This window comes from Demequina sp. B12, assembly GCF_028823635.1.
Classification (GTDB): domain Bacteria; phylum Actinomycetota; class Actinomycetes; order Actinomycetales; family Demequinaceae; genus Demequina.
In genome coordinates this window covers 594,240-611,890 of sequence record NZ_JAPEHU010000002.1, presented here as the reverse complement: position 1 = coordinate 611,890, position 17,651 = coordinate 594,240, and the positions used below count along the sequence as shown (strand labels likewise).

19 protein-coding genes are annotated in these 17,651 nt (G+C 62.2%); 11 read left to right on the top strand and 8 right to left on the bottom strand.

Annotated elements, in window-relative coordinates; translation table 11 throughout:
- Positions 1-3: 3 nt before the first annotated feature.
- Genes ON058_RS07400 through ON058_RS07390 form a run of 3 tightly spaced genes read left to right on the top strand, consistent with a single transcriptional unit; the run spans position 4 to position 2,059 of the window.
- Complete coding sequence (locus ON058_RS07400; protein WP_274668382.1) at positions 4-1,275, top strand: aminotransferase class V-fold PLP-dependent enzyme; 1,272 nt, start codon at positions 4-6, stop codon at positions 1,273-1,275.
- Complete coding sequence (sufU, locus tag ON058_RS07395; protein WP_274668381.1) at positions 1,275-1,736, top strand: Fe-S cluster assembly sulfur transfer protein SufU; 462 nt, start codon at positions 1,275-1,277, stop codon at positions 1,734-1,736. The genes ON058_RS07400 and sufU overlap by 1 nt, the downstream gene beginning before the upstream one ends.
- On the top strand, positions 1,733-2,059 hold the full coding sequence (locus ON058_RS07390) for a metal-sulfur cluster assembly factor (RefSeq protein ID WP_274668380.1): 327 nt from the start codon (positions 1,733-1,735) through the stop codon (positions 2,057-2,059). Before sufU ends, ON058_RS07390 begins: the two co-directional genes overlap by 4 nt.
- Before the next feature lie 129 nt (positions 2,060-2,188).
- Here the strand turns inward: ON058_RS07390 and ON058_RS07385 are convergent, their stop codons facing one another.
- The 4 genes from ON058_RS07385 to ON058_RS07370 all read right to left on the bottom strand — a co-directional run bounded on the left by ON058_RS07385 (position 2,189) and on the right by ON058_RS07370 (position 5,851).
- Entirely contained in the window at positions 2,189-3,640 is a 1,452-nt protein-coding gene (locus ON058_RS07385; RefSeq protein WP_274668379.1) for a basic amino acid/polyamine antiporter, read from the bottom strand.
- Between the two features lie 85 nt (positions 3,641-3,725).
- Positions 3,726-4,526 (bottom strand): energy-coupling factor transporter transmembrane component T, encoded by an 801-nt coding sequence (locus ON058_RS07380; RefSeq protein ID WP_274668378.1) that lies wholly within the window; start codon positions 4,524-4,526, stop codon positions 3,726-3,728.
- Positions 4,523-5,230: an energy-coupling factor ABC transporter ATP-binding protein gene (locus ON058_RS07375; protein WP_274668377.1), complete on the bottom strand. Its 708-nt coding sequence runs from the start codon at positions 5,228-5,230 to the stop codon at positions 4,523-4,525. Before ON058_RS07375 ends, ON058_RS07380 begins: the two co-directional genes overlap by 4 nt.
- 9 nt (positions 5,231-5,239) lie before the next feature.
- Complete coding sequence (locus tag ON058_RS07370; RefSeq protein WP_274668376.1) at positions 5,240-5,851, bottom strand: biotin transporter BioY; 612 nt, start codon at positions 5,849-5,851, stop codon at positions 5,240-5,242.
- A 132-nt stretch (positions 5,852-5,983) separates the two neighbouring features.
- Here ON058_RS07370 and abc-f point away from each other — a divergent pair, with 132 nt between their 5' ends.
- Positions 5,984-7,582: a ribosomal protection-like ABC-F family protein gene (abc-f, locus tag ON058_RS07365; RefSeq protein WP_274668375.1), complete on the top strand. Its 1,599-nt coding sequence runs from the start codon at positions 5,984-5,986 to the stop codon at positions 7,580-7,582.
- On the opposite strand, the gene ON058_RS07360 is transcribed toward abc-f, so the two are convergent.
- Positions 7,579-8,388: an SURF1 family protein gene (locus ON058_RS07360; RefSeq protein WP_274668374.1), complete on the bottom strand. Its 810-nt coding sequence runs from the start codon at positions 8,386-8,388 to the stop codon at positions 7,579-7,581. The genes abc-f and ON058_RS07360 overlap by 4 nt on opposite strands.
- 27 nt (positions 8,389-8,415) lie before the next feature.
- Between ON058_RS07360 and fabG the strand changes: the two genes are divergently transcribed.
- Complete coding sequence (gene fabG, locus ON058_RS07355; protein WP_274668373.1) at positions 8,416-9,120, top strand: 3-oxoacyl-ACP reductase FabG; 705 nt, start codon at positions 8,416-8,418, stop codon at positions 9,118-9,120.
- A 73-nt stretch (positions 9,121-9,193) separates the two neighbouring features.
- Here fabG and ON058_RS07350 read toward each other — a convergent pair whose 3' ends face one another.
- Entirely contained in the window at positions 9,194-10,516 is a 1,323-nt protein-coding gene (locus ON058_RS07350) for a uracil-xanthine permease family protein (protein ID WP_274668372.1), read from the bottom strand.
- Between the two features lie 137 nt (positions 10,517-10,653).
- Between ON058_RS07350 and fabI the strand changes: the two genes are divergently transcribed.
- Both fabI and ON058_RS07340 read left to right on the top strand, forming a co-directional pair.
- Entirely contained in the window at positions 10,654-11,421 is a 768-nt protein-coding gene (fabI, locus tag ON058_RS07345) for an enoyl-ACP reductase FabI (protein WP_274668371.1), read from the top strand.
- Between the two features lies 1 nt (position 11,422).
- Positions 11,423-11,929, top strand: coding sequence for a histidine phosphatase family protein (locus ON058_RS07340; protein ID WP_274668370.1), 507 nt, complete (start codon positions 11,423-11,425; stop codon positions 11,927-11,929).
- An 80-nt stretch (positions 11,930-12,009) separates the two neighbouring features.
- On the opposite strand, the gene serB is transcribed toward ON058_RS07340, so the two are convergent.
- Both serB and ON058_RS07330 read right to left on the bottom strand, forming a co-directional pair.
- Positions 12,010-12,672 carry a phosphoserine phosphatase SerB gene (gene serB, locus ON058_RS07335; RefSeq protein WP_274668369.1) on the bottom strand — a complete coding sequence of 221 codons (663 nt, stop codon included), beginning with the start codon at positions 12,670-12,672 and terminating at the stop codon, positions 12,010-12,012.
- Positions 12,669-13,910: a glucose-1-phosphate adenylyltransferase gene (locus ON058_RS07330; protein ID WP_274668368.1), complete on the bottom strand. Its 1,242-nt coding sequence runs from the start codon at positions 13,908-13,910 to the stop codon at positions 12,669-12,671. Before ON058_RS07330 ends, serB begins: the two co-directional genes overlap by 4 nt.
- Before the next feature lie 72 nt (positions 13,911-13,982).
- Here ON058_RS07330 and glgA point away from each other — a divergent pair, with 72 nt between their 5' ends.
- The 4 genes from glgA (at position 13,983) to ON058_RS07310 (ending at position 17,650) form a co-directional block, all read left to right on the top strand.
- Positions 13,983-15,185 carry a glycogen synthase gene (glgA, locus tag ON058_RS07325; RefSeq protein ID WP_274668367.1) on the top strand — a complete coding sequence of 401 codons (1,203 nt, stop codon included), beginning with the start codon at positions 13,983-13,985 and terminating at the stop codon, positions 15,183-15,185.
- A gap of 11 nt (positions 15,186-15,196) precedes the next feature.
- A complete protein-coding gene (locus ON058_RS07320; protein WP_274668366.1) occupies positions 15,197-15,979 on the top strand; it encodes an ABC transporter ATP-binding protein in 783 nt (260 codons plus the stop codon).
- Positions 15,980-16,132: 153 nt separating this feature from the next.
- Complete coding sequence (locus ON058_RS07315) at positions 16,133-16,573, top strand: NfeD family protein (protein ID WP_274668365.1); 441 nt, start codon at positions 16,133-16,135, stop codon at positions 16,571-16,573.
- A 3-nt stretch (positions 16,574-16,576) separates the two neighbouring features.
- Positions 16,577-17,650, top strand: coding sequence for an SPFH domain-containing protein (locus ON058_RS07310; RefSeq protein ID WP_274668364.1), 1,074 nt, complete (start codon positions 16,577-16,579; stop codon positions 17,648-17,650).
- The last annotated feature ends 1 nt before the right edge of the window (position 17,651 follow it).

Genomic DNA, 17,651 nt, shown 5'->3' with positions numbered 1-17,651 from the left:
CGAATGCTGCTTCCCGATCTTCGCGAGGACTTCCCGCTCCTGACCCGTACGGTCAGGAACGGGAAGCCCCTCGTGTACCTCGACTCCGGAGCGACAGCGCAAAAGCCGCGCGTCGTGTTGGACGCAGAACGCGAGTTTTACGAACAGCACAACGCGGCAGTTCAGCGCGGTGCGCACCTGTTAGCTGAGGAAGCGACTGAACTTTTTGAAGGGGCACGCGGTGACGTGGCGTCCCTCGTGGGGGCGCAGTCGCAGGAGATCGTGTGGGCCGAGAACGCGACAGCCGCTGTGAACTTGGTGGCAAGCGGCATCGGAAACGCTTCCGCGGGGATAGGCGGAGACGAGGCTGCCCGGTTCAAGATTGGCCCCGGAGACGAGATCTGCGTCACCGAGACCGAGCATCACGCGAACCTGGTGCCCTGGCAGGCCCTCGCGACACGAACTGGAGCCACCTTGCGGTGGATTCCGGTCGATGACCAGGGCCGGATGATTCTTGACGACCTCGATTCCCTCGTGAACGAGCGCACTCGAGTCTTGGCTTTCACCCATGTGTCGAATGTGACAGGCCTCATCAGTCCCGTTGGCGCACTCGTGGCCAGGGCCAAGGCTGTCGGGGCGTTGACCGTACTCGACGGTTGCCAGTCGGTTCCGCACCTGCCGGTCGACGTGAAGGCGCTCGACATCGACTTCATGGCGATGAGCGCCCACAAGATGCTCGGGCCTACCGGCATCGGTGCGTTGTACGGGCGCAAAGAACTGCTGGATGCTCTTCCTCCCAGCATCTTTGGGGGAGGTGCTGTCAAGGTGGTGACGATGGAAGAGACCAGCTGGCAAGAAGCGCCGATGCGCTTTGAAGCTGGCTCTCAGCCCGTTGCCCAGGCAGTAGGCATGGGCGCGGCTGCACGCTACCTGGCAGGTGTGGGCATGGATCGCGTTGAGGCGCATGAGCGGGAGATCGCGGCAGTCATGCGTGCCGGCGTTGCTGAGATCCCTGGGGTACGGCTCCTCGGGCCGGTCGGCAGCGCGGACGCCCGCGACGTGATCGGTGTTGCTTCTATTGCCGTCGACGGTGTTCACCCTCACGACGTAGGGCAGGTCCTCGACGACGCTGGCATCGCCGTGCGAGTGGGGCATCACTGTGCGCAACCGCTGCATCGAAAGTTCGGCGTCACAGGCTCGACGCGCGCAAGCGCCCACGTGTACACCACTAGGGAGGACGCGGAAGCGTTCGTCGCAGCTGTGGCCACTGTCCCCGCATTCTTTGGAGTGAACTGATGAGCAGTCTTGAACAGATGTACCAGCAGGTCATCATGGATCACGCCAAGCAGGCGCACGGCAAGGGTCTTGTTGACCTCAACCTCATTCAGGTGGGGGAGTCGCACCAGGTCAACACCACATGTGGTGACGAGATCAGGTTGCGGGTGGGGCTCGAGGACGACCGCGTGGAATCCGTGACCTGGGAAGGCCAGGGGTGTTCTATCTCGCAGGCCTCCGTGTCCGTTCTCCATGAACTAGTGGAGGGCACCACGTTGTCCGAGGCCGAGGCCACGATGGAAGCGTTCCGCGACCTGATGCAGGCCAAAGGCGAAGCGCTTGATGATGACCGAGAAGATCTCCTGGGCGACGCAACCGCGTTCGTCGGGGTGGGAAAGTACCCAGCGCGCATCAAGTGCGCCATGCTGGGGTGGATGGCGTTTAAGGACGCCATGATCCAGGCACGAAAGGACGAGGCATGACCGAGACAGCAACGCCGCCGAATGCGGCGGATGTTGAAGAGGCTCTGCGTGATGTGATTGACCCCGAGTTGGGCATCAACGTTGTGGACTTGGGGCTGGTGTACGGGGTCTCGCTGGACGAGAACCAGCACGCCGTCATTGACATGACGCTCACGTCTGCAGCGTGCCCGCTGACCGACGTGATTGAAGACCAGGCAGGCCAGGCTCTCGAAGGCCTGGTCAACGGCTACCGCATCAACTGGGTGTGGATGCCGCCGTGGGGTCCGGACAAGATCACCGACGACGGACGTGAACAACTGCGTGCTTTGGGCTTCAACGTCTAAGTTTCGCAAGCCAGCGCGTGAGCGCACCGATTGGTGACGCACTCAGAACCATGAGACAGGCCGTGCGGCCCCTTGCCAGACGGCGGGGGCGGCACGGCCTTTCCCATGCGCGTGGCCTGTCGTGTGCGCCTACAGAGCGATGGTTCCAGATGCCAGCGCCCACACGCCGGCGATCGCGCCGATGCTTGCGAGCACACACACGACCGCCTCGGCCGGTGTGAAGATCTTTCTCCCGCGCTGCTTGCGCGACCAGACATACACCAGGGACGCGGGGGCGTAGATGATGAGCGCCAGCAGTGCGTACTTGAGCCCCATGGCGTACACAAGATAGATCGCGTACACGGTCGCGACTGACGACGCTGCCACCGCCGTCGCCACCTTGCCTCCGTTGAGTGCGATCTTGAGGCCAAACCCTGCGGTCAGGAGGTACGGCAAGATGGCAAGTGCACTCGTGAGTTCAAGGGAGAAATCAAAGGCGCTTTCGGCGAAGAACGCCACCACGAGGAAGAGTTGCGTCACCAATGACGTCACCAGGAGTGCTCGGAAGGGCACCCGGTTCTTGTTGAGGTGAGACAACACCGCCGGCGCATCGCCGTGACGGGCTGTCATGTAGAGCGACTCGACGGCAAGCAAACACCAAGCGAGGTATGCGCCCAGCACCGAGATCAGCAGGCCGATGCCGATAACCCATGCGCCCCAGGCACCCACCGCTTCTTCTAAGACCCCGGCTACTGAAGGTTGGCGCATCGCTGCGAGGTCTTCGCGGGGGAGTACGCCGTAGCTCAGCATCGTCACTGCGACAAATATGGCGAGGACTGACAGGAAACCCCAGACTGTAGCTTTTCCGACGTCTTCACGCTTGCGTGCCCAGCGGGAGTACACGCTCGCGCCTTCGATTCCGATGAACACAAAGACAGTGACAAGCATCGTGCTGCGGACTTGGTCAGACAACGAACCCAGCGACCCGTCCTCTGCCCACAAGTTGTCCGTGAACGTCTCCCACGAGAACGCCCCCGACATGATGATCACGGCGAAGATCGCCAACGGCACCATCTTGGCGACGGTGGCGATTCCGTTGATGACAGTGGCGCGGGTGACGCCCTTCTGGATGATGAAGTGGAAGAGCCAGATGCCGGCTGTGCCGAGCAGGAGGGCAGCAAACGTGTCGCCATCCCCGAACACTGGAGCGACCGATCCCAGCGTGGACGACACCAGGACCCAGTAGGTGACGTTCGCTACGCACGCGCTCACCCAGTAGCCGAACGCAGAAAAGAATCCGATGTAGTCGCCGAACCCGGCCTGCGCGTAGGCGAAGATCCCGGAATCCAAGTCTGGTCGCGCGATGGCGAGCCGCTGAAACACGAATGCCAACGCCAACATACCGCCGCCCGCAATCGCCCAGGCAATGGCTGCCCCCGCCACTCCCGTCGACGAGGCGAAGGAGGCGGGAAGGGAGTAAACCCCGGCACCGACCATCGTTCCCACGACCATGGCCGTGAGAACAGGAACGCTCATGGTGGCGCGGCCACTGGAGGCAGGTACAGCAAACTCGTCAGCTGGGCCGTGATCGGGTGCGCTCATGCGTCCTCCCTCGAAGATGCGCCGTTCACGTCAGGCTAGTCCGCAGATGCGGACAAAGCGCGTTCAGAACGTGGTGCGGCGGCGGTTATTCGTTGTCGCGGGGACGCGGTGCAATGAGCAGCTCAAACGCGTCTTCCTTCGTCATGGAAGACGTTGACGTCGCGCTTGCAGCAGTGGCTTTCTCAGTGGCGTGTGTAGAGGAGCTGGCTGCGGAGGGCTTGGAGCGCTTTCTTTTGCTGAGGCGAGCGTCGCGTGCGCTCCTAGCCTCATGAGTGGCATCGAACTCTTCGCCGATTCCTCGTGCATGGATCGCTTGTCCGAGCTGGAGTGCGAAGCCCACGGTACGCGTGGTGGTGGGGAAGAGAACTGCACGCATGGATTTATCGAGTCCACGGGCCCGCGCGGCTTGGCGAGACTCCATGTAGATCTTCGCAACCTCAGGTAGCGCACGCAGCATGAGAGCGAACATGAGCCCCAGAGTCTCAGGCGGAAGAATGAAACGAATGGGGCGTGCGGCCGCGGCGACGAAGTCGAGCATGGCTGCCATCGATGTTGACGTCGTGACCGCAAGCGCAAGGGCCACAATCGTGATCAGGTCCGCACTGACCTCGGCTGCACGGAGATAGTCGCCGCGCCACAGGTACAAAGTTGAGGAGAGAAGACCCACGAGCGCGGTACCGATGAGGGTCCACAACGTGACACGTGCGGGAGGAACGGTGCTGGCGAGCAAGAGCAGTGCCGCGCACATGATTCCTATGGAGGTGACGACGTCGTTGCTGACGAGCACCACCACGGTAGTCACGACCAGGAGCAGTACCTTGAACCAGGCAGCAGCATGGTGGAGCGGGGTGTCCCGCCGTCGGTACAAACCCAGGGTGGAGATCACTGGGGTGCCTGCCTGGCGGTGCGTCCGAACATCAGGTCGCGGTAGCGCTGGATGGCCTCATGGGGGTGGCCGTCGAAGGCGATCTGACCGTCGTCGATGACGAGGGTGCGCTGTGCCCGTGATGCCGAGTCGAGATCGTGGGTTACTTCAATCAACTGCACTGGTAGGGAACGCAGCAGCGCGCCGACATGGGCGCGCCAGCGCAAGTCGAGCAACGTGGTGGGCTCGTCGGCGATCAGAACCGACGGTGTCACGGCGAGCACTCCGGCAAGTGCGAGCAACTGTCGTTGGCCACCGGAGAGCGCCGAGACTGACACGTCTGCGCGTTCGCCAAGTCCCATTTCTTCGAGGGCATCAAGTGCGGCGCGGGTGCGCTTGTTCTTGTCCTTGATCGAGCGGCGCAACGACAGCATGACGTCTTCGACGGCAGTGGGCATGATGAGCTGCGCTGAGGGGTCGGTGAAAAGGAATCCGACGCGCCGGCGCACTTCCGCACCGTGAGTCGCGACGTTCAGTCCTTCGACCTCAACGGAACCTTCCGTGGGCGGAATGAGGCCGTTGATGAGCCTCACCAATGTTGACTTGCCTCCGCCGTTTGCGCCCACGATGCTGATGTGACGTTCCGTCAGCGAAAGTGTTGTCGGCTGCAGGATCGTCACGCCCGTGTCGGGCGCGATGACAGAAGCCCCCTTGAACTCGATCATGCCTTAAGGCTATGCGGTCGCGGCCTCTTCCACGTCCACAGCGGTCTTCTGAACGGGGTTTGCAGGCATGAGTTGGGGATAAGCCCGGTGAATGATCGACGCCAAACTTGCGGCGATGACAACCTTGATGGCGTCTCCAATCATGAACGGCGACATTGCCACCGTCGCCTGCCCCAGGGTCAGTCCCGTGATCTGTGACAGCCAGGGGATGCCGACCGCGTAGACCACGGGAATCGACACGAGGCCGGCAATGATGAGCGCCGGCAACGAGAGTCTGATGCGTTTGCGCACCAGTACCGCCACGTAGCCGACCAGCCATGCGGCGGGGATGAAGCCGACGAGGAACCCGCCGGTGGGACCGGCCAGGATTGCCAGCCCAGCAGCATTGTTGGCATAGATCGGCAGACCTGCTGCGCCCACGACGACGTACAGCGTGACGGCGGCGGCGCCGCGCCAGGGGCCCAAGCACAGTCCCGCAAGGACGACTGCGAGCGTTTGCAGTGAGAATGGCACTCCGAACGCCAAGGTGACTTCCGGAACCAGAGTCGAGGCGGCGATGAACGCGGCGAACACCGCGATCAGCGCGATGTTGGGGCCGGAAAGGATGTGGCGCGAGCTCATGGGTTCTCCTTGCGATAATGGACCGGCGCTTACGCTACTGCGGTGTCCCTGGCAGTCGGGGGACAAGATGCGGTAGGCGCTCGTTCGTTGTAGAAATCCCACCAAGCGGCTGCCGCCAAGGAGAGCTTTTTAGTGATTAGCGCGCAAAATCTTGAGATGCGCATCGGCCCCCGTGTCTTGTTGCACCCCACGTCCTTCCACGTGAATGCAGGAGACCGCATCGGCCTGGTGGGACGCAACGGTGCTGGCAAGACCACGATGACGCGAATCCTCGCAGGCGAAGGACAGCCTTCAGGAGGGTCGGTGACCCATCGCGGTTCCGTGGGCTACCTGCCGCAGGATCCTCGCAGCGGCGACCTGAACAAGATGGCTCGGGACCGCATCCTTGGAGCGCGTGACTTGGCCGGTTTGGCGGCAAAGATGCGCGAGGCCGAGGAAGCCATGTCGAGTACCGACGAGAAGTTGTCGATCAAGGCGATGGAACGGTATCCCCGCCTCGAAGAACGATTCCGCGCTGCCGGGGGGTATGCGGCGGAGTCTGAGGCCTCCCAGATCGCGGCAAACCTTGGACTTGACTCCCGGATTCTGGGCCAGCCGTTGCACACGTTGTCCGGCGGTCAGCGGCGCCGCGTAGAACTGGCGCGGATTCTGTTCTCGAATGCGGAGACGTTGCTCCTTGACGAGCCGACCAACCACCTCGATGCGGATTCCATCATCTGGTTGCGGGACTTCCTCAAGGCATACTCTGGCGGATTGATCGTGATCAGTCACGACGTCGACCTGGTCCGTACTGTCGTGACGAAGGTGTTCTACCTGGACGCGAATCGCGGCGAGCTCGACCAGTACGCGATGGGCTGGGATCTTTATCTCCAGCAGCGTGAGGATGACGAGAAGCGTCGCCGCACCGAACGCCGCAATGCCGAGAAGAAGGCCTCTGCGCTCATGGCACAGGCAGAGAAGATGCGTGCCAAGGCATCGAAGGCGACAGCTGCGCAGCAGATGATCAAACGTGCGGAGAAACTCCTCAACGACACCGAAGGCGAACGGCAGATCGACAAGGTCGCAAGTCTGCGTTTCCCCACCCCAGCTCCGTGCGGCAAGACTCCGCTGCGCGGCTATGGGTTGTCCAAGAGTTACGGGTCGCTCGAAGTCTTCACAGACGTGGACTTGGCGATCGACCGTGGTTCACGTGTGGTGGTATTGGGCCTCAACGGCGCGGGAAAGACGACCCTTCTCAAGTTGCTGTCCGGCGTGGAGGACGCCGATACCGGTGAGGTGGAGCCTGGCCACGGACTGAAGCTGGGCTACTACGCCCAGGAGCACGACACTCTCGACATGGACGCCACCGTCGTCGAGAACTTGCGCCACGCGGCTCCTGACCTTGCCGATACGGAGGTCCGCAAGGTGTTGGGCTCTTTCCTATTCTCAGGGGACGACGCGGACAAGCCTGCGCGCGTGCTGTCCGGTGGAGAGAAGACACGTTTGGCGCTTGCAACACTGGTGGTGAGCCAAGCGAATGTGTTGCTCCTTGACGAGCCGACCAACAACCTCGACCCTGCCTCGCGTGCGGAGATCCTCAGCGCGCTCAGGACCTACGAGGGCGCAGTGGTGCTCGTGACCCACGATGAAGGTGCTGTCGACGCGCTTGAGCCCGAACGCGTGCTGTTGTTGCCCGACGCCGATGAGGACCTCTGGAACGACTCCTACCGAGACCTCATCACCTTGGCCTAGAGCGCGTCCTCAATCTCTTCGTCAGAGAGTGTGTGCCGGCGCTTCTTGCGCGGAACGGCTGTAGGAGTGGCGGTTGCGGTGCCCTCGCGGGCATCGCGGCGCAGCAGCAAGAACGCCCCAGCGGGCACTAGAACCGCGAAGATCCACCACTGCCAGGCATACGACAAGTGGGGGCCGAGCGACAGCTCGGGAAGAGGGACTGGCTCACCGGCTACGGTGTCGCGGCACCCTTCGGCATCGCACACCTCGCGAATCATGATGTAGCCGGGCATTGGTTGGCTGGAGGCGGGGGAGAGTTGTTCGGCACTGATGCGGGACACCGAGTCTTCCGCTGACTTGCCGTCGTCGTCTTCCCACGCCCGCACGATGCCCGTCACCGTGACGTGACCGGTGGGGTAGCTCGGTTGCGCGAAGGCCGACTGCGATTCAGGTTGAGGCACCCATCCTGTCGACACCAGCACGCTGTCGCCATCGGTCTTGTCGAGCCACGCCAAGTACTGCAGCGCGGGGGTGGAATCCACCGGACGGCCACGCAGCACGGTTGCTGAGTCCTGGGCAAAGATGCCCTCGACAATGACGGAACGCCACTCGGCGTCGGCAGGCAGTTCCGACGCCCCCGCCGGAACAACATCGGCCAGTGGCACGGGAGAGAGTTCTTGTGCCACGTCATAGGCGGCACGGGCATCGCGCTTCACCTCGTGGCGCTCGTACTGCCACATGCCGAGCATGACTGCGACAGCGCTCACGCTCAGCGCAATCACGACCGTCAACACGATCCGTGCGACCGGCAAACCTCGAAATGTCACGCCAGCGATGCTAGTACCGTGTCACCCATGACACGTCACGTCCTTGTTACTGGAGCCAACCGCGGCATCGGCCGCGCCATCGCCGAGTCCTTTGTGGCAGCCGGCTACACCGTCAGTTCGATTCACCGCAGTGGTGAGCTTCCGGAAGGTGTCGACGGTGCTATCGCAGACATCACGGATACCGATGCGGTGAATGCGGCCTTTGACGCGCTTGAAGAGCGTCACGGGCGCGTTGAAGTGCTCGTCGCCAACGCGGGCATCACCAAGGACGGACTACTGATGCGGATGTCGGACGAGGACTTCGAGACCGTCCTCAATGTCAACCTCACCGGCACGTTCCGCACCGTTCGCCGCGCCACCCAGTCCATGATGCGCCAGCGTTTCGGACGCATCATCCTGGTGGGTTCGGTGGTGGGTCTCCTGGGCAACCCCGGCCAGGTCAACTACTCATCGTCGAAGTCGGCCTTGGTGGGCATGGCGCGTTCCATTACTCGCGAGGTGGGGCAGCGTGGGATCACCGCCAACGTTATTGCCCCGGGATTCATTACGACCGACATGACCGAAGAGCTCGGAGAGGACCTCGTGAAGCAGTACGAGGCAAACATCCCTGCCAAGCGCTTTGGTTCTGCGGACGATGTTGCCGCAGCCGCGCTGTACCTTGCCTCCGACGCCGCCGGCTACGTGTCCGGCGCCGTGCTGCCTGTCGACGGCGGCCTCGGCATGGGTCACTAAAGCAGCGGCCACAGCACGCAAGAAGGGCCGATGGGTGACTCACCCATCGGCCCTTCTCACGTGAATGCGCGGACTACTTCTCTTCAGCGAGTTCTCTGTCCTCGTCGCCTTCAACGAAAGCGGGAGAAGCGACGGAGTTGTCTGCGCTACGCCAACGCGTAATGACCGCCATAAGGTGGTAGCAGATCAACGCCGCAGCCGTGCCCAGCACGATGCCTTCGAACTTCAGATCGCCCACTTCCCACGTGTAGTTGGCGGCGCCCACAATGAGCGCGATACCCACGGGCATGAGGTTGACAGGGTTACCGAAGTCCACGTTGCCCTGGCTCCAGATGCGCGCGCCCAGCACAGCGATCATGCCGAACAGCACCGTGGCGAGCCCACCGAGCACTCCAGCGGGCGTCGCGGCGATCAGTTCACCGAACTTGGGCGACAGGCTCAGCAGCAGTGCGAATCCCGCGGCGAACCAGTAGGCAGCGGTGGAGTAGACGCGCGTCGCGGCCATCACCCCAATGTTCTCGGCATACGTCGTCGTACCCGAACCGCCGCCGGCACCTGCCACAGCGGTAGCCAAGCCATCAGCAAGCAACGCGCGTCCAGTCAAGGGGTCCAGGTTGTCGCCCGTCATGGCTGCCACCGACTTCACGTGCCCGATGTTCTCGGCAATCAACACGAACAGCACCGGCAAGAACATGATGATCACCGAGGTGTCGAACTGTGGTGCAGTGAAGTCAGGGAGGCCCAGCCACGCTGCACTCTTCACCTTGTCAAGGTTGTACTCACCGTTGAACGCCGCGACAACGCAGCCGACAGCCGTACCCAGCAGAATCGATAGGCGTCCCAGAACGCCCTTGAACAGCACCGTGACGACAATCACTGCGAGTCCCGACACGAGCGCAGACGTCAGCGAGACTGACACCATGCCCCACGCCGCAGGGGCGAGGTTGAGGCCGATCAGCATCACAATCGCCCCCGTGACCACCGGCGGCATCGTGACTTCAATCCACCGCGTACCAGCGAAGTGGACCACGAGACCCACGATCGCCAGCATCAGCCCCACCATGACGAGGCCACCAAGCGCCACACCCATGGAGTGAGAGCCAGTAGCCGCCATGATGGGCGCCAAGAACGCAAAGCTCGAACCCAGGTAGGACGGCAAGCGGTTGCCCGTGATGATGAGGAACAGCACCGTACCGACCGCCGAGAAGAACAGCGTGGTCGACGGAGGGAAACCGGTGATGGTCGGCACCACAAAGGTGGAACCAAACATCGCCAGGACGTGTTGTGCACCAATACCGATAGTGCGCGGCCACGTGAGCCGCTCGCGAGGTGCCACCGCAGCATCGGGCGCAATGGTGCGACCGTCGCCATGAAGGCTCCAACTCATGAATGCCATCGTTTCTCCTTGGATGGTCCAGCAGTGTCTGCGTGGGGATTGCGCACAATCTATCTGCATCGCGCCATACACGCGTCCCGGCGTGCCGCAAGCGGTAGCGAGGACCGCTAGGCTTCCCGTCAGGAGGAAACGAATACATGGGAATCCTTGAAGGTAAGAACATCCTCGTCACCGGCGTCCTCACGGAAGGCTCGATCGCTTTTGACGTGGCACGCCTGTGCCAAGAACAGGGTGCAACCGTGGTGCTCACCGGTGTGGGCCGCACGCTGAAGATCACTCAGGCCATGGGTCGCCGCCTGCCGGTAGAAGCGCAGGTCGTGCCGCTCGACGTGACCGACCCCGAACAGTTGACGGGCCTGGCAGATGCCGTCCGTGAACACGTGCCCCACCTTGACGGCGTTGTGCACTCGATCGGCTTTGCTCCGCAGACCGTCATGGGCGGCAACTTCATGAGCGGGCAGTGGGACGACGTCTCCACAGCCATGCACATCTCTGCCTACTCGCTGAAAGCCCTTGCGGAAGCCGCACAGCCCTTGATGCCGAACGGCGGCTCGATCGTCGGACTCACGTTCGACGCCACCGTGGCGTGGCCCGTCTACGACTGGATGGGTGTGGCGAAGGCCGCCCTCGAGTCCACCAGCCGCTACCTGGCTCGTGACCTGGGCGCTCAGGGCATCCGTTGCAACATGGTGTCCGCAGGCCCCATCAAGACCACTGCAGCAAAGAACATTCCCGGGTTCGAGCAGATGGAAGGAACCTGGTCCGAGCGTGCGCCGCTGGGCTGGGACTCGTCAGCAACCGAACCAACCGCCAAGGCCGTGACCGCGCTCCTCAGCGACTGGTTCCCGGCCACCACCGGAGAAATGGTGCACGTCGATGGTGGCGTGCACGCGATGGGACAGTGACATGCCAACGTTGATTCTTGCTCGACACGCCAAAGCAGAACGCCCTGCCGGGCTACCGGACATGGACCGCCCATTGGCGATCATTGGCCGGAAGGCATCGCAGAAGCTCGGCACAGAGATTGCGGCAGCCGGTCTGAAGCCCTCGCTTGCTCTGGTGTCGCCCTCGAACCGCACGCAGCAGACATGGAACCTGATGGCAGGTTCGCTTGGTGACTGCGAAGTGCGTACCGTCGACGACCTCTACGAGACTCACGTCGAAGGGCTGCTCGAGGTACTGAACGAGATCGGCGACGAGGACACCGTCATCGCCGTCGGGCACGAACCCACCTGGTCGGCAGCGGCGGCCTACCTCGCCGCCGGCGGGTCTGACACGGATTCGCTGAAGTTTGTCGCTCACGGATTGCGGACAGCCACCGCTGCGGTCCTGACCTTCGAGGGCACGTGGGCAGAACTCGGTTCACGCACGGCGGTCTTGTCGCAGATCATCTCCGGTCGCGACGTCGAGTAAGACTTCACCGCACCCAGCGTGAACGTATGAAGGGGCCCACAGTCACACGACTGTGGGCCCCTTCATACGTCGTTGACGCGCTACTTCAGGTTTGCCGTTATGTGCGCAGGTGCCGCATCGATGATGGCAAGTGCCGCGTCAAGACGGGGCTCATTGAGCGCAACATCCGCCTGTTCCTGGACGACAGGCTTCGCATTGAATGCGATGCCAAGCCCCGCCGCCCCCATCATGTCAAGGTCATTGGCCCCGTCTCCCACCGCCACCGCATCGGCCGGCGCGATTCCAAGTTCCGCTGCGTACTCACGTAGCGCTACGGCTTTCGCAGCTCGGTCAATGATCGGTCCCCGGGTCCGTCCGGTGAGCACACCGTCGCGGACTTCAAGCCCGTTAGCCCGGAAATGCGTGATTCCCAGCCGGGCGGCCAGCGGCGCCACGATCTCCTCAAACCCGCCGGATACCAGTGCCGCAGTCCACCCGCGTTGCTGCAGGGTAGAGATGAGTGTTTCTGCGCCGGGGGTGAACTCCACCTCAGCGAGCACGTCCTCGAACACGGACTCCGGCACTCCCGCGAGGGTAGCGACACGTTGAGTCAGTGATTCACCAAAGTCGATCTCACCTCGCATGGCTGCCTCAGTGACGGCGGCAACCTCGGCTTCCGTCCCCGCTCGCGCGGCGATCATCTCGATGACTTCGGAGGTGATCAGCGTGGAATCGACGTCCAGAACGATCAGACGTCGCGTCATCCGGTCACCACCGTGCCCTTGGGAACGACGGTAATGCCGGACTCAGTCACGGTGAAGCCACGCTCCAGGTCGGACTGACGGTCGATGCCAACGCGGGCGCCTTCCTCGATCACTACGTTCTTGTCGAGAATCGCGCGGTGGACTTGGGCGTGGCGGTTCACGACAACGTCGTCCAACAAGACGGAGTCCGACACCGTCGACCACGAGTGCAGACGGACGCCAGGGGAAAGCACCGATCCTGTCACCGTCGCACCGGAGACAATGACGCCAGGCGAGACGATCGAGTCCGCTGCGTGACCAAGTCGACCTTCTTCCGAGTGAATGAACTTCGCCGGCGGTTCCGTGATGAGCCCTTGATGTAAGGGCCACTCGCGGTTGTACACATTGAAGATAGGTTCAACCGCGATGAGGTCCATGTGGGCGTCGTAGTAGCTGTCGAGGGTACCGACGTCGCGCCAGTAGTCGCGGTCGCGGTCAGCGGAACCGGGGACATCGTTGTCGAGGAAGTCGTAGAAACCGCAGGTGCCCTTGTCGACGAAGTGGGGAACGATGTCACCACCCATATCGTGCTTGGACGTTGCGGATTCGGCGTCCGCCTTCAGCGCTTCGAGGAACGGTTCAACAGAGGCGACGTAGTTGCCCATGCTGACCAGAACCTCGTCGGGGCTGTCGGGTAGACCCTCGACTTCAGAGGGCTTTTCGAGGAACGCCTTGATGAAGCCCGGACGTTCCTTGTCGACATCGATGATCCCGAACTGGTCCGCGAGTTCGATGGGCTGGCGGATTCCGGCGACAGAGAAGTCCGCGCCAGTGCGAATGTGGGCGTCGACCATCTGGGAGAAGTCCATGCGGTACACGTGGTCTGCTCCCACGATCACCACATAGTCAGGTTCTTCGTCCTCAATGATGTTGACGGTCTGGTAAATCGCGTCGGCGCTGCCGAGGTACCAGTGCTTGCCGCGACGTTGCTGAGCAGGCACAGGCGCAACATAGTTGCCGAGCAGTGGGGACATGCGCCACGTACGGGCGATGTGGCGGTCCATCGAGTGAGACTTGTACTGAGTGAGCACAACGACGTGCAGATAGTGCGAGTTGACCAAGTTCGACAACGCGAAGTCGACGAGCCGATAGGTGCCGCCGAACGGCACAGCGGGCTTGGCGCGAGACGCGGTGAGGGGCATCAGGCGCTTGCCCTCACCTCCGGCAAGGACGATGGCGAGTACTTTCGGAGCGGGCATATTCTCACCATAGTGGCCACATGCGGCGGATGGAATGCACGACACCAACCCTGGGGCGATAGCGTGTGTCATATGCGAGCTGACATCCTCACCCGTGAATACCCGCCGCACATCTACGGAGGCGCTGGCGTCCATGTGACGGAACTGGCCGCGGTGCTACGAGAACACATGGATGTAGTGGTCCGTGCCTTCGATGGTCCGCGCGATGAAACGGGCGTGACGGGCTACGACGCGCTTGGCGGCGGTGTCGGGGACGCGTCGCTTGATGTACTCGCGCACAACTTGCCTATGGCTCGTGACTGCGAAGGTGCCGACCTGGTGCACTCGCACACGTGGTACGCCAACATGGCAGGACATCTTGCGGCGACGCTGCACGGGATTCCGCACGTCATCAGTGCGCATTCGCTGGAGCCCATGCGGCCGTGGAAGGCGGAGCAACTCGGTGGTGGCTATCGCGTGTCCTCGTGGATCGAGAAAACCGCCTACGAAGCAGCCGATGCAATCATTGCGGTGTCAGGTGGCATGCGTGAGGACGTGCTGCGCTCGTACCCGGATGTGGACCCGGCCAAGGTCCATGTGATTCACAACGGGATTGACGTGGATGCGTGGGCGGCACCGTCAACGGAGCAGGAGCGGGCCGCCGCCAACGCGGTGGTGGAGCAGTGGGGGATTGATCCTGCACGACCTGCGATTGTTTTCGTGGGCCGTATTACCCGCCAAAAGGGCTTGCCCTACTTCCTGCGCGCGGTGGAAGAGCTGCCCGCCGACGTGCAGATCATCCTGTGCGCAGGTGCGCCCGACACCAAGGAGATCGCGGCAGAAGTGAGCGGTTTGGTCGAGCACTTGCAGACCAAGCGTGACGGCGTGGTCTGGATCGACAAGCATCTTCCCCGTCCAGAACTCGTAGCGGTGTTGGATGCGTGTACTGCTTTTGTGTGTCCCAGCGTTTACGAGCCTTTGGGCATTGTGAACCTCGAGGCGATGGCGGTGGGCCTGCCTGTGGTGGCTACCGCGACCGGTGGCATTCCCGAGGTGGTCGTGGATGGAGAGACCGGGATCCTGGTGCCCATCGACCAGGTGAAGGACGGTACCGGCACGCCGACAGATCCGGATGCTTTTGTCCGTGATCTTGCAGCGGCCTTGACCGACATGGTCTCCGACCTTGACCGCGCACGCCGGTGGGGTCAGGCGGGACGTGCTCGCGCAGCCGAGCATTTCTCGTGGCACACGATTGGTGAACGTACGGAACGCCTTTATCAGGAAATTCTCGGATAGGCTGAGCCACCATGACCGAGGTGCTGAAGTTCTCCGGCGTTCAGTTGCGTCGCGACGACAATCCGATCCTGCGCGATATCGACTGGACTGTAGACTCTCAGCAGCGTTGGGTAGTCCTTGGCCCCAACGGTGCAGGCAAGACGACACTCACTAACTTGGCCTCGGCGCGCATGCACCCATCCGAGGGAGAAGTACAGATCCTTGGTGAGGTGCTGGGCCGCACTGACACACAGGATCTCCGCACGCGCGTCGGTTTGACGTCCGCGGCGCTGGCCGACCGGATCCCAGACGATGAGACGGTCCGTGACGTCGTCATGACGGCTGCCTATGGCGTGACGGGTCGGTGGCGCGAAGAGTACGAGCGACTCGACGAGAGCCGTGCTGAGGACCTCCTTGCGGCGTTTGGCATGTTGGACTTTGCTGAGCGGCCGTTCTGGACGCTTTCCGAGGGTGAACGTAAACGAGTGCAGATTGCACGTGCGCTGATGACGGACCCTGAACTCTTGATTCTTGATGAGCCTGCCGCAGGTTTGGACCTAGGGGGACGTGAGGAACTGCTGGCGGCACTATCCGAACTTGCAGGTGACCGTCGCTCGCCCGCCATGGTGATGGTGACGCACCACGTAGAAGAGATCCCGTTGGACTTTACTCACGCACTGTTGTTGCGTGAGGGGCGCGTGGTCGCCGCAGGTCCGCTTCATTCCACGATTACGTCGGCGTCGCTATCTGAGGCGTATGGAATGCCGGTGGCGTTGCATGCACATCAAGGCAGGTGGACTGCCCGCAAGGCGTAGTCTCGCGTTCCTCCTGACGGCGCGCCCCGGGGCTCACGGAGGGCCTGGGGCTGGTGGTGGAGGCAGTCATCCTTGGGGTCGCGCAGGCTCATCCCTCAGGCCGATGCTTCGCATGCGCAGTGCCTGCTAGGTTTCCCATAGGAGGTGGTAACCATGGATTCACTGTGGTGGTTTGTCGCAGCGATAGTGCTGGGCATCGTTGAGATCTTCACTCTGGATCTAGTGTTCGCCATGCTTGCCGCGGGTGCGCTTGCCGGAGGTGCCGCCGCCCTGTTGGGAGCCCCGTTCTGGTTGAGCATGGTGATTGCTTGCCTCGTGGCGGGACTGATGCTGTTCACCTTGCGGCCGTGGCTTCTGAAGTCCATTCGTGCTCGCAGTGAACTAGTGGAGACAAACTCCGCTGCTTTGGTCGGCACGGAAGCGCGAACTCTCGATCGGGTTTCGGAGAACTCCGGTCGGATCAAGCTCGGCGGAGAAGTCTGGTCGGCACGAACCCGCGATGATGCGGAGCCGATCGATGAAGGACAGGACGTCACTGTCATCGATATCAAGGGCGCCACAGCGATTGTGGCGCCAGAAAGTAAGGGGGATTAGGCCATGACTCCAGTTCAGATAGTCATCATTGTCCTTGCCGTCGCTTTTGCGATCTTTGTGATCGTTGCGTTGGCCAAGGCTATTCAAATTGTGCCGCAGACGGAGGCTCGAGTAGTCGAGCGTCTTGGTCGCTATAACCGCACGATGGAAGCCGGCATGCACCTCCTGGTGCCGTTCATTGATCGTGTGCGTCAGTCCGTTGACATGCGCGAGCAGGTGGTGTCATTCCCGCCTCAGAGCGTCATCACGTCAGACAACCTGAACGTAGAGATTGATACGGTCATCTACTTCCAGGTGACGGATGCCAAGGCAGCGGTCTATGAGATCGCCAACTACATCGTGGGTATGCAGCAGTTGACGGTGACCACCATCCGTAACGTCATCGGAACGATGGACCTTGAGCAAACCCTGACCAGCCGTGATCAGATCAACGGTCAGTTGCGTACCGTGCTGGACGAGGCCACGGGCAAGTGGGGCATCCGTGTGGGCCGTGTTGAGCTCAAAGCCATTGACCCGCCCTTGTCTGTCAAGGACTCGATGGAAAAGCAGATGCGTGCCGAGCGTGACCGCCGTGCCGCGATCCTTACTGCTGAAGGTGTGAAGCAGTCGCAGATCTTGACGGCTGAGGGTGAGAAGCAGTCCGCCATTCTCAAGGCTGAAGGTGAAGCGCAGTCGGCGATCCTTAAGGCTGAGGGAGAGGCTCGCGCCATTCTTCAGGTCTTCGATGCCATCCACGAGGGCGATGCCGACTCGAAGTTGCTGGCCTACCAGTACCTCCAGGTTCTGCCCGAGATCGCGAAGACAGAGTCGAACAAGGTGTGGTTCGTCCCAACCGAGTTCACTGGCGCGCTGAAGTCGATCTCCGCGGCCTTCGGTCAAGAGGAAGAGTTGGAGCCTCTGACCAAGAACCCTGAACGCGGCGCGAACCGTTCCACGCGGATCACATCGGCATTGGCAGACCCGGCTGAGGCCTTGCGCCAGGCAAAGCAAGAGGTGCAGGACGCGACCTCGGACGCCACAGATGCAGGCACGCGTTCGGGACGTCCGTTTAACCCGGATGCGGAGAAGGGTCAGTAGA

Excerpts from the sequence above, each read along its gene's own strand:
- ON058_RS07400 (WP_274668382.1), top strand. The coding sequence starts at position 4 with ATGCTGCTTCCCGATCTTCGCGAGGACTTCCCGCTCCTGACCCGTACG.
- sufU (WP_274668381.1), top strand. The coding sequence starts at position 1,275 with ATGAGCAGTCTTGAACAGATGTACCAGCAGGTCATCATGGATCACGCC.
- ON058_RS07390 (WP_274668380.1), top strand. The coding sequence starts at position 1,733 with ATGACCGAGACAGCAACGCCGCCGAATGCGGCGGATGTTGAAGAGGCT.
- ON058_RS07385 (WP_274668379.1), bottom strand. The coding sequence starts at position 3,640 with ATGAGCGCACCCGATCACGGCCCAGCTGACGAGTTTGCTGTACCTGCC.
- ON058_RS07375 (WP_274668377.1), bottom strand. The coding sequence starts at position 5,230 with ATGATCGAGTTCAAGGGGGCTTCTGTCATCGCGCCCGACACGGGCGTG.
- ON058_RS07370 (WP_274668376.1), bottom strand. The coding sequence starts at position 5,851 with ATGAGCTCGCGCCACATCCTTTCCGGCCCCAACATCGCGCTGATCGCG.
- fabG (WP_274668373.1), top strand. The coding sequence starts at position 8,416 with ATGACACGTCACGTCCTTGTTACTGGAGCCAACCGCGGCATCGGCCGC.
- ON058_RS07350 (WP_274668372.1), bottom strand. The coding sequence starts at position 10,516 with ATGGCATTCATGAGTTGGAGCCTTCATGGCGACGGTCGCACCATTGCG.
- fabI (WP_274668371.1), top strand. The coding sequence starts at position 10,654 with ATGGGAATCCTTGAAGGTAAGAACATCCTCGTCACCGGCGTCCTCACG.
- ON058_RS07340 (WP_274668370.1), top strand. The coding sequence starts at position 11,423 with ATGCCAACGTTGATTCTTGCTCGACACGCCAAAGCAGAACGCCCTGCC.
- serB (WP_274668369.1), bottom strand. The coding sequence starts at position 12,672 with ATGACGCGACGTCTGATCGTTCTGGACGTCGATTCCACGCTGATCACC.
- ON058_RS07330 (WP_274668368.1), bottom strand. The coding sequence starts at position 13,910 with ATGCCCGCTCCGAAAGTACTCGCCATCGTCCTTGCCGGAGGTGAGGGC.
- glgA (WP_274668367.1), top strand. The coding sequence starts at position 13,983 with ATGCGAGCTGACATCCTCACCCGTGAATACCCGCCGCACATCTACGGA.
- ON058_RS07320 (WP_274668366.1), top strand. The coding sequence starts at position 15,197 with ATGACCGAGGTGCTGAAGTTCTCCGGCGTTCAGTTGCGTCGCGACGAC.
- ON058_RS07315 (WP_274668365.1), top strand. The coding sequence starts at position 16,133 with ATGGATTCACTGTGGTGGTTTGTCGCAGCGATAGTGCTGGGCATCGTT.
- ON058_RS07310 (WP_274668364.1), top strand. The coding sequence starts at position 16,577 with ATGACTCCAGTTCAGATAGTCATCATTGTCCTTGCCGTCGCTTTTGCG.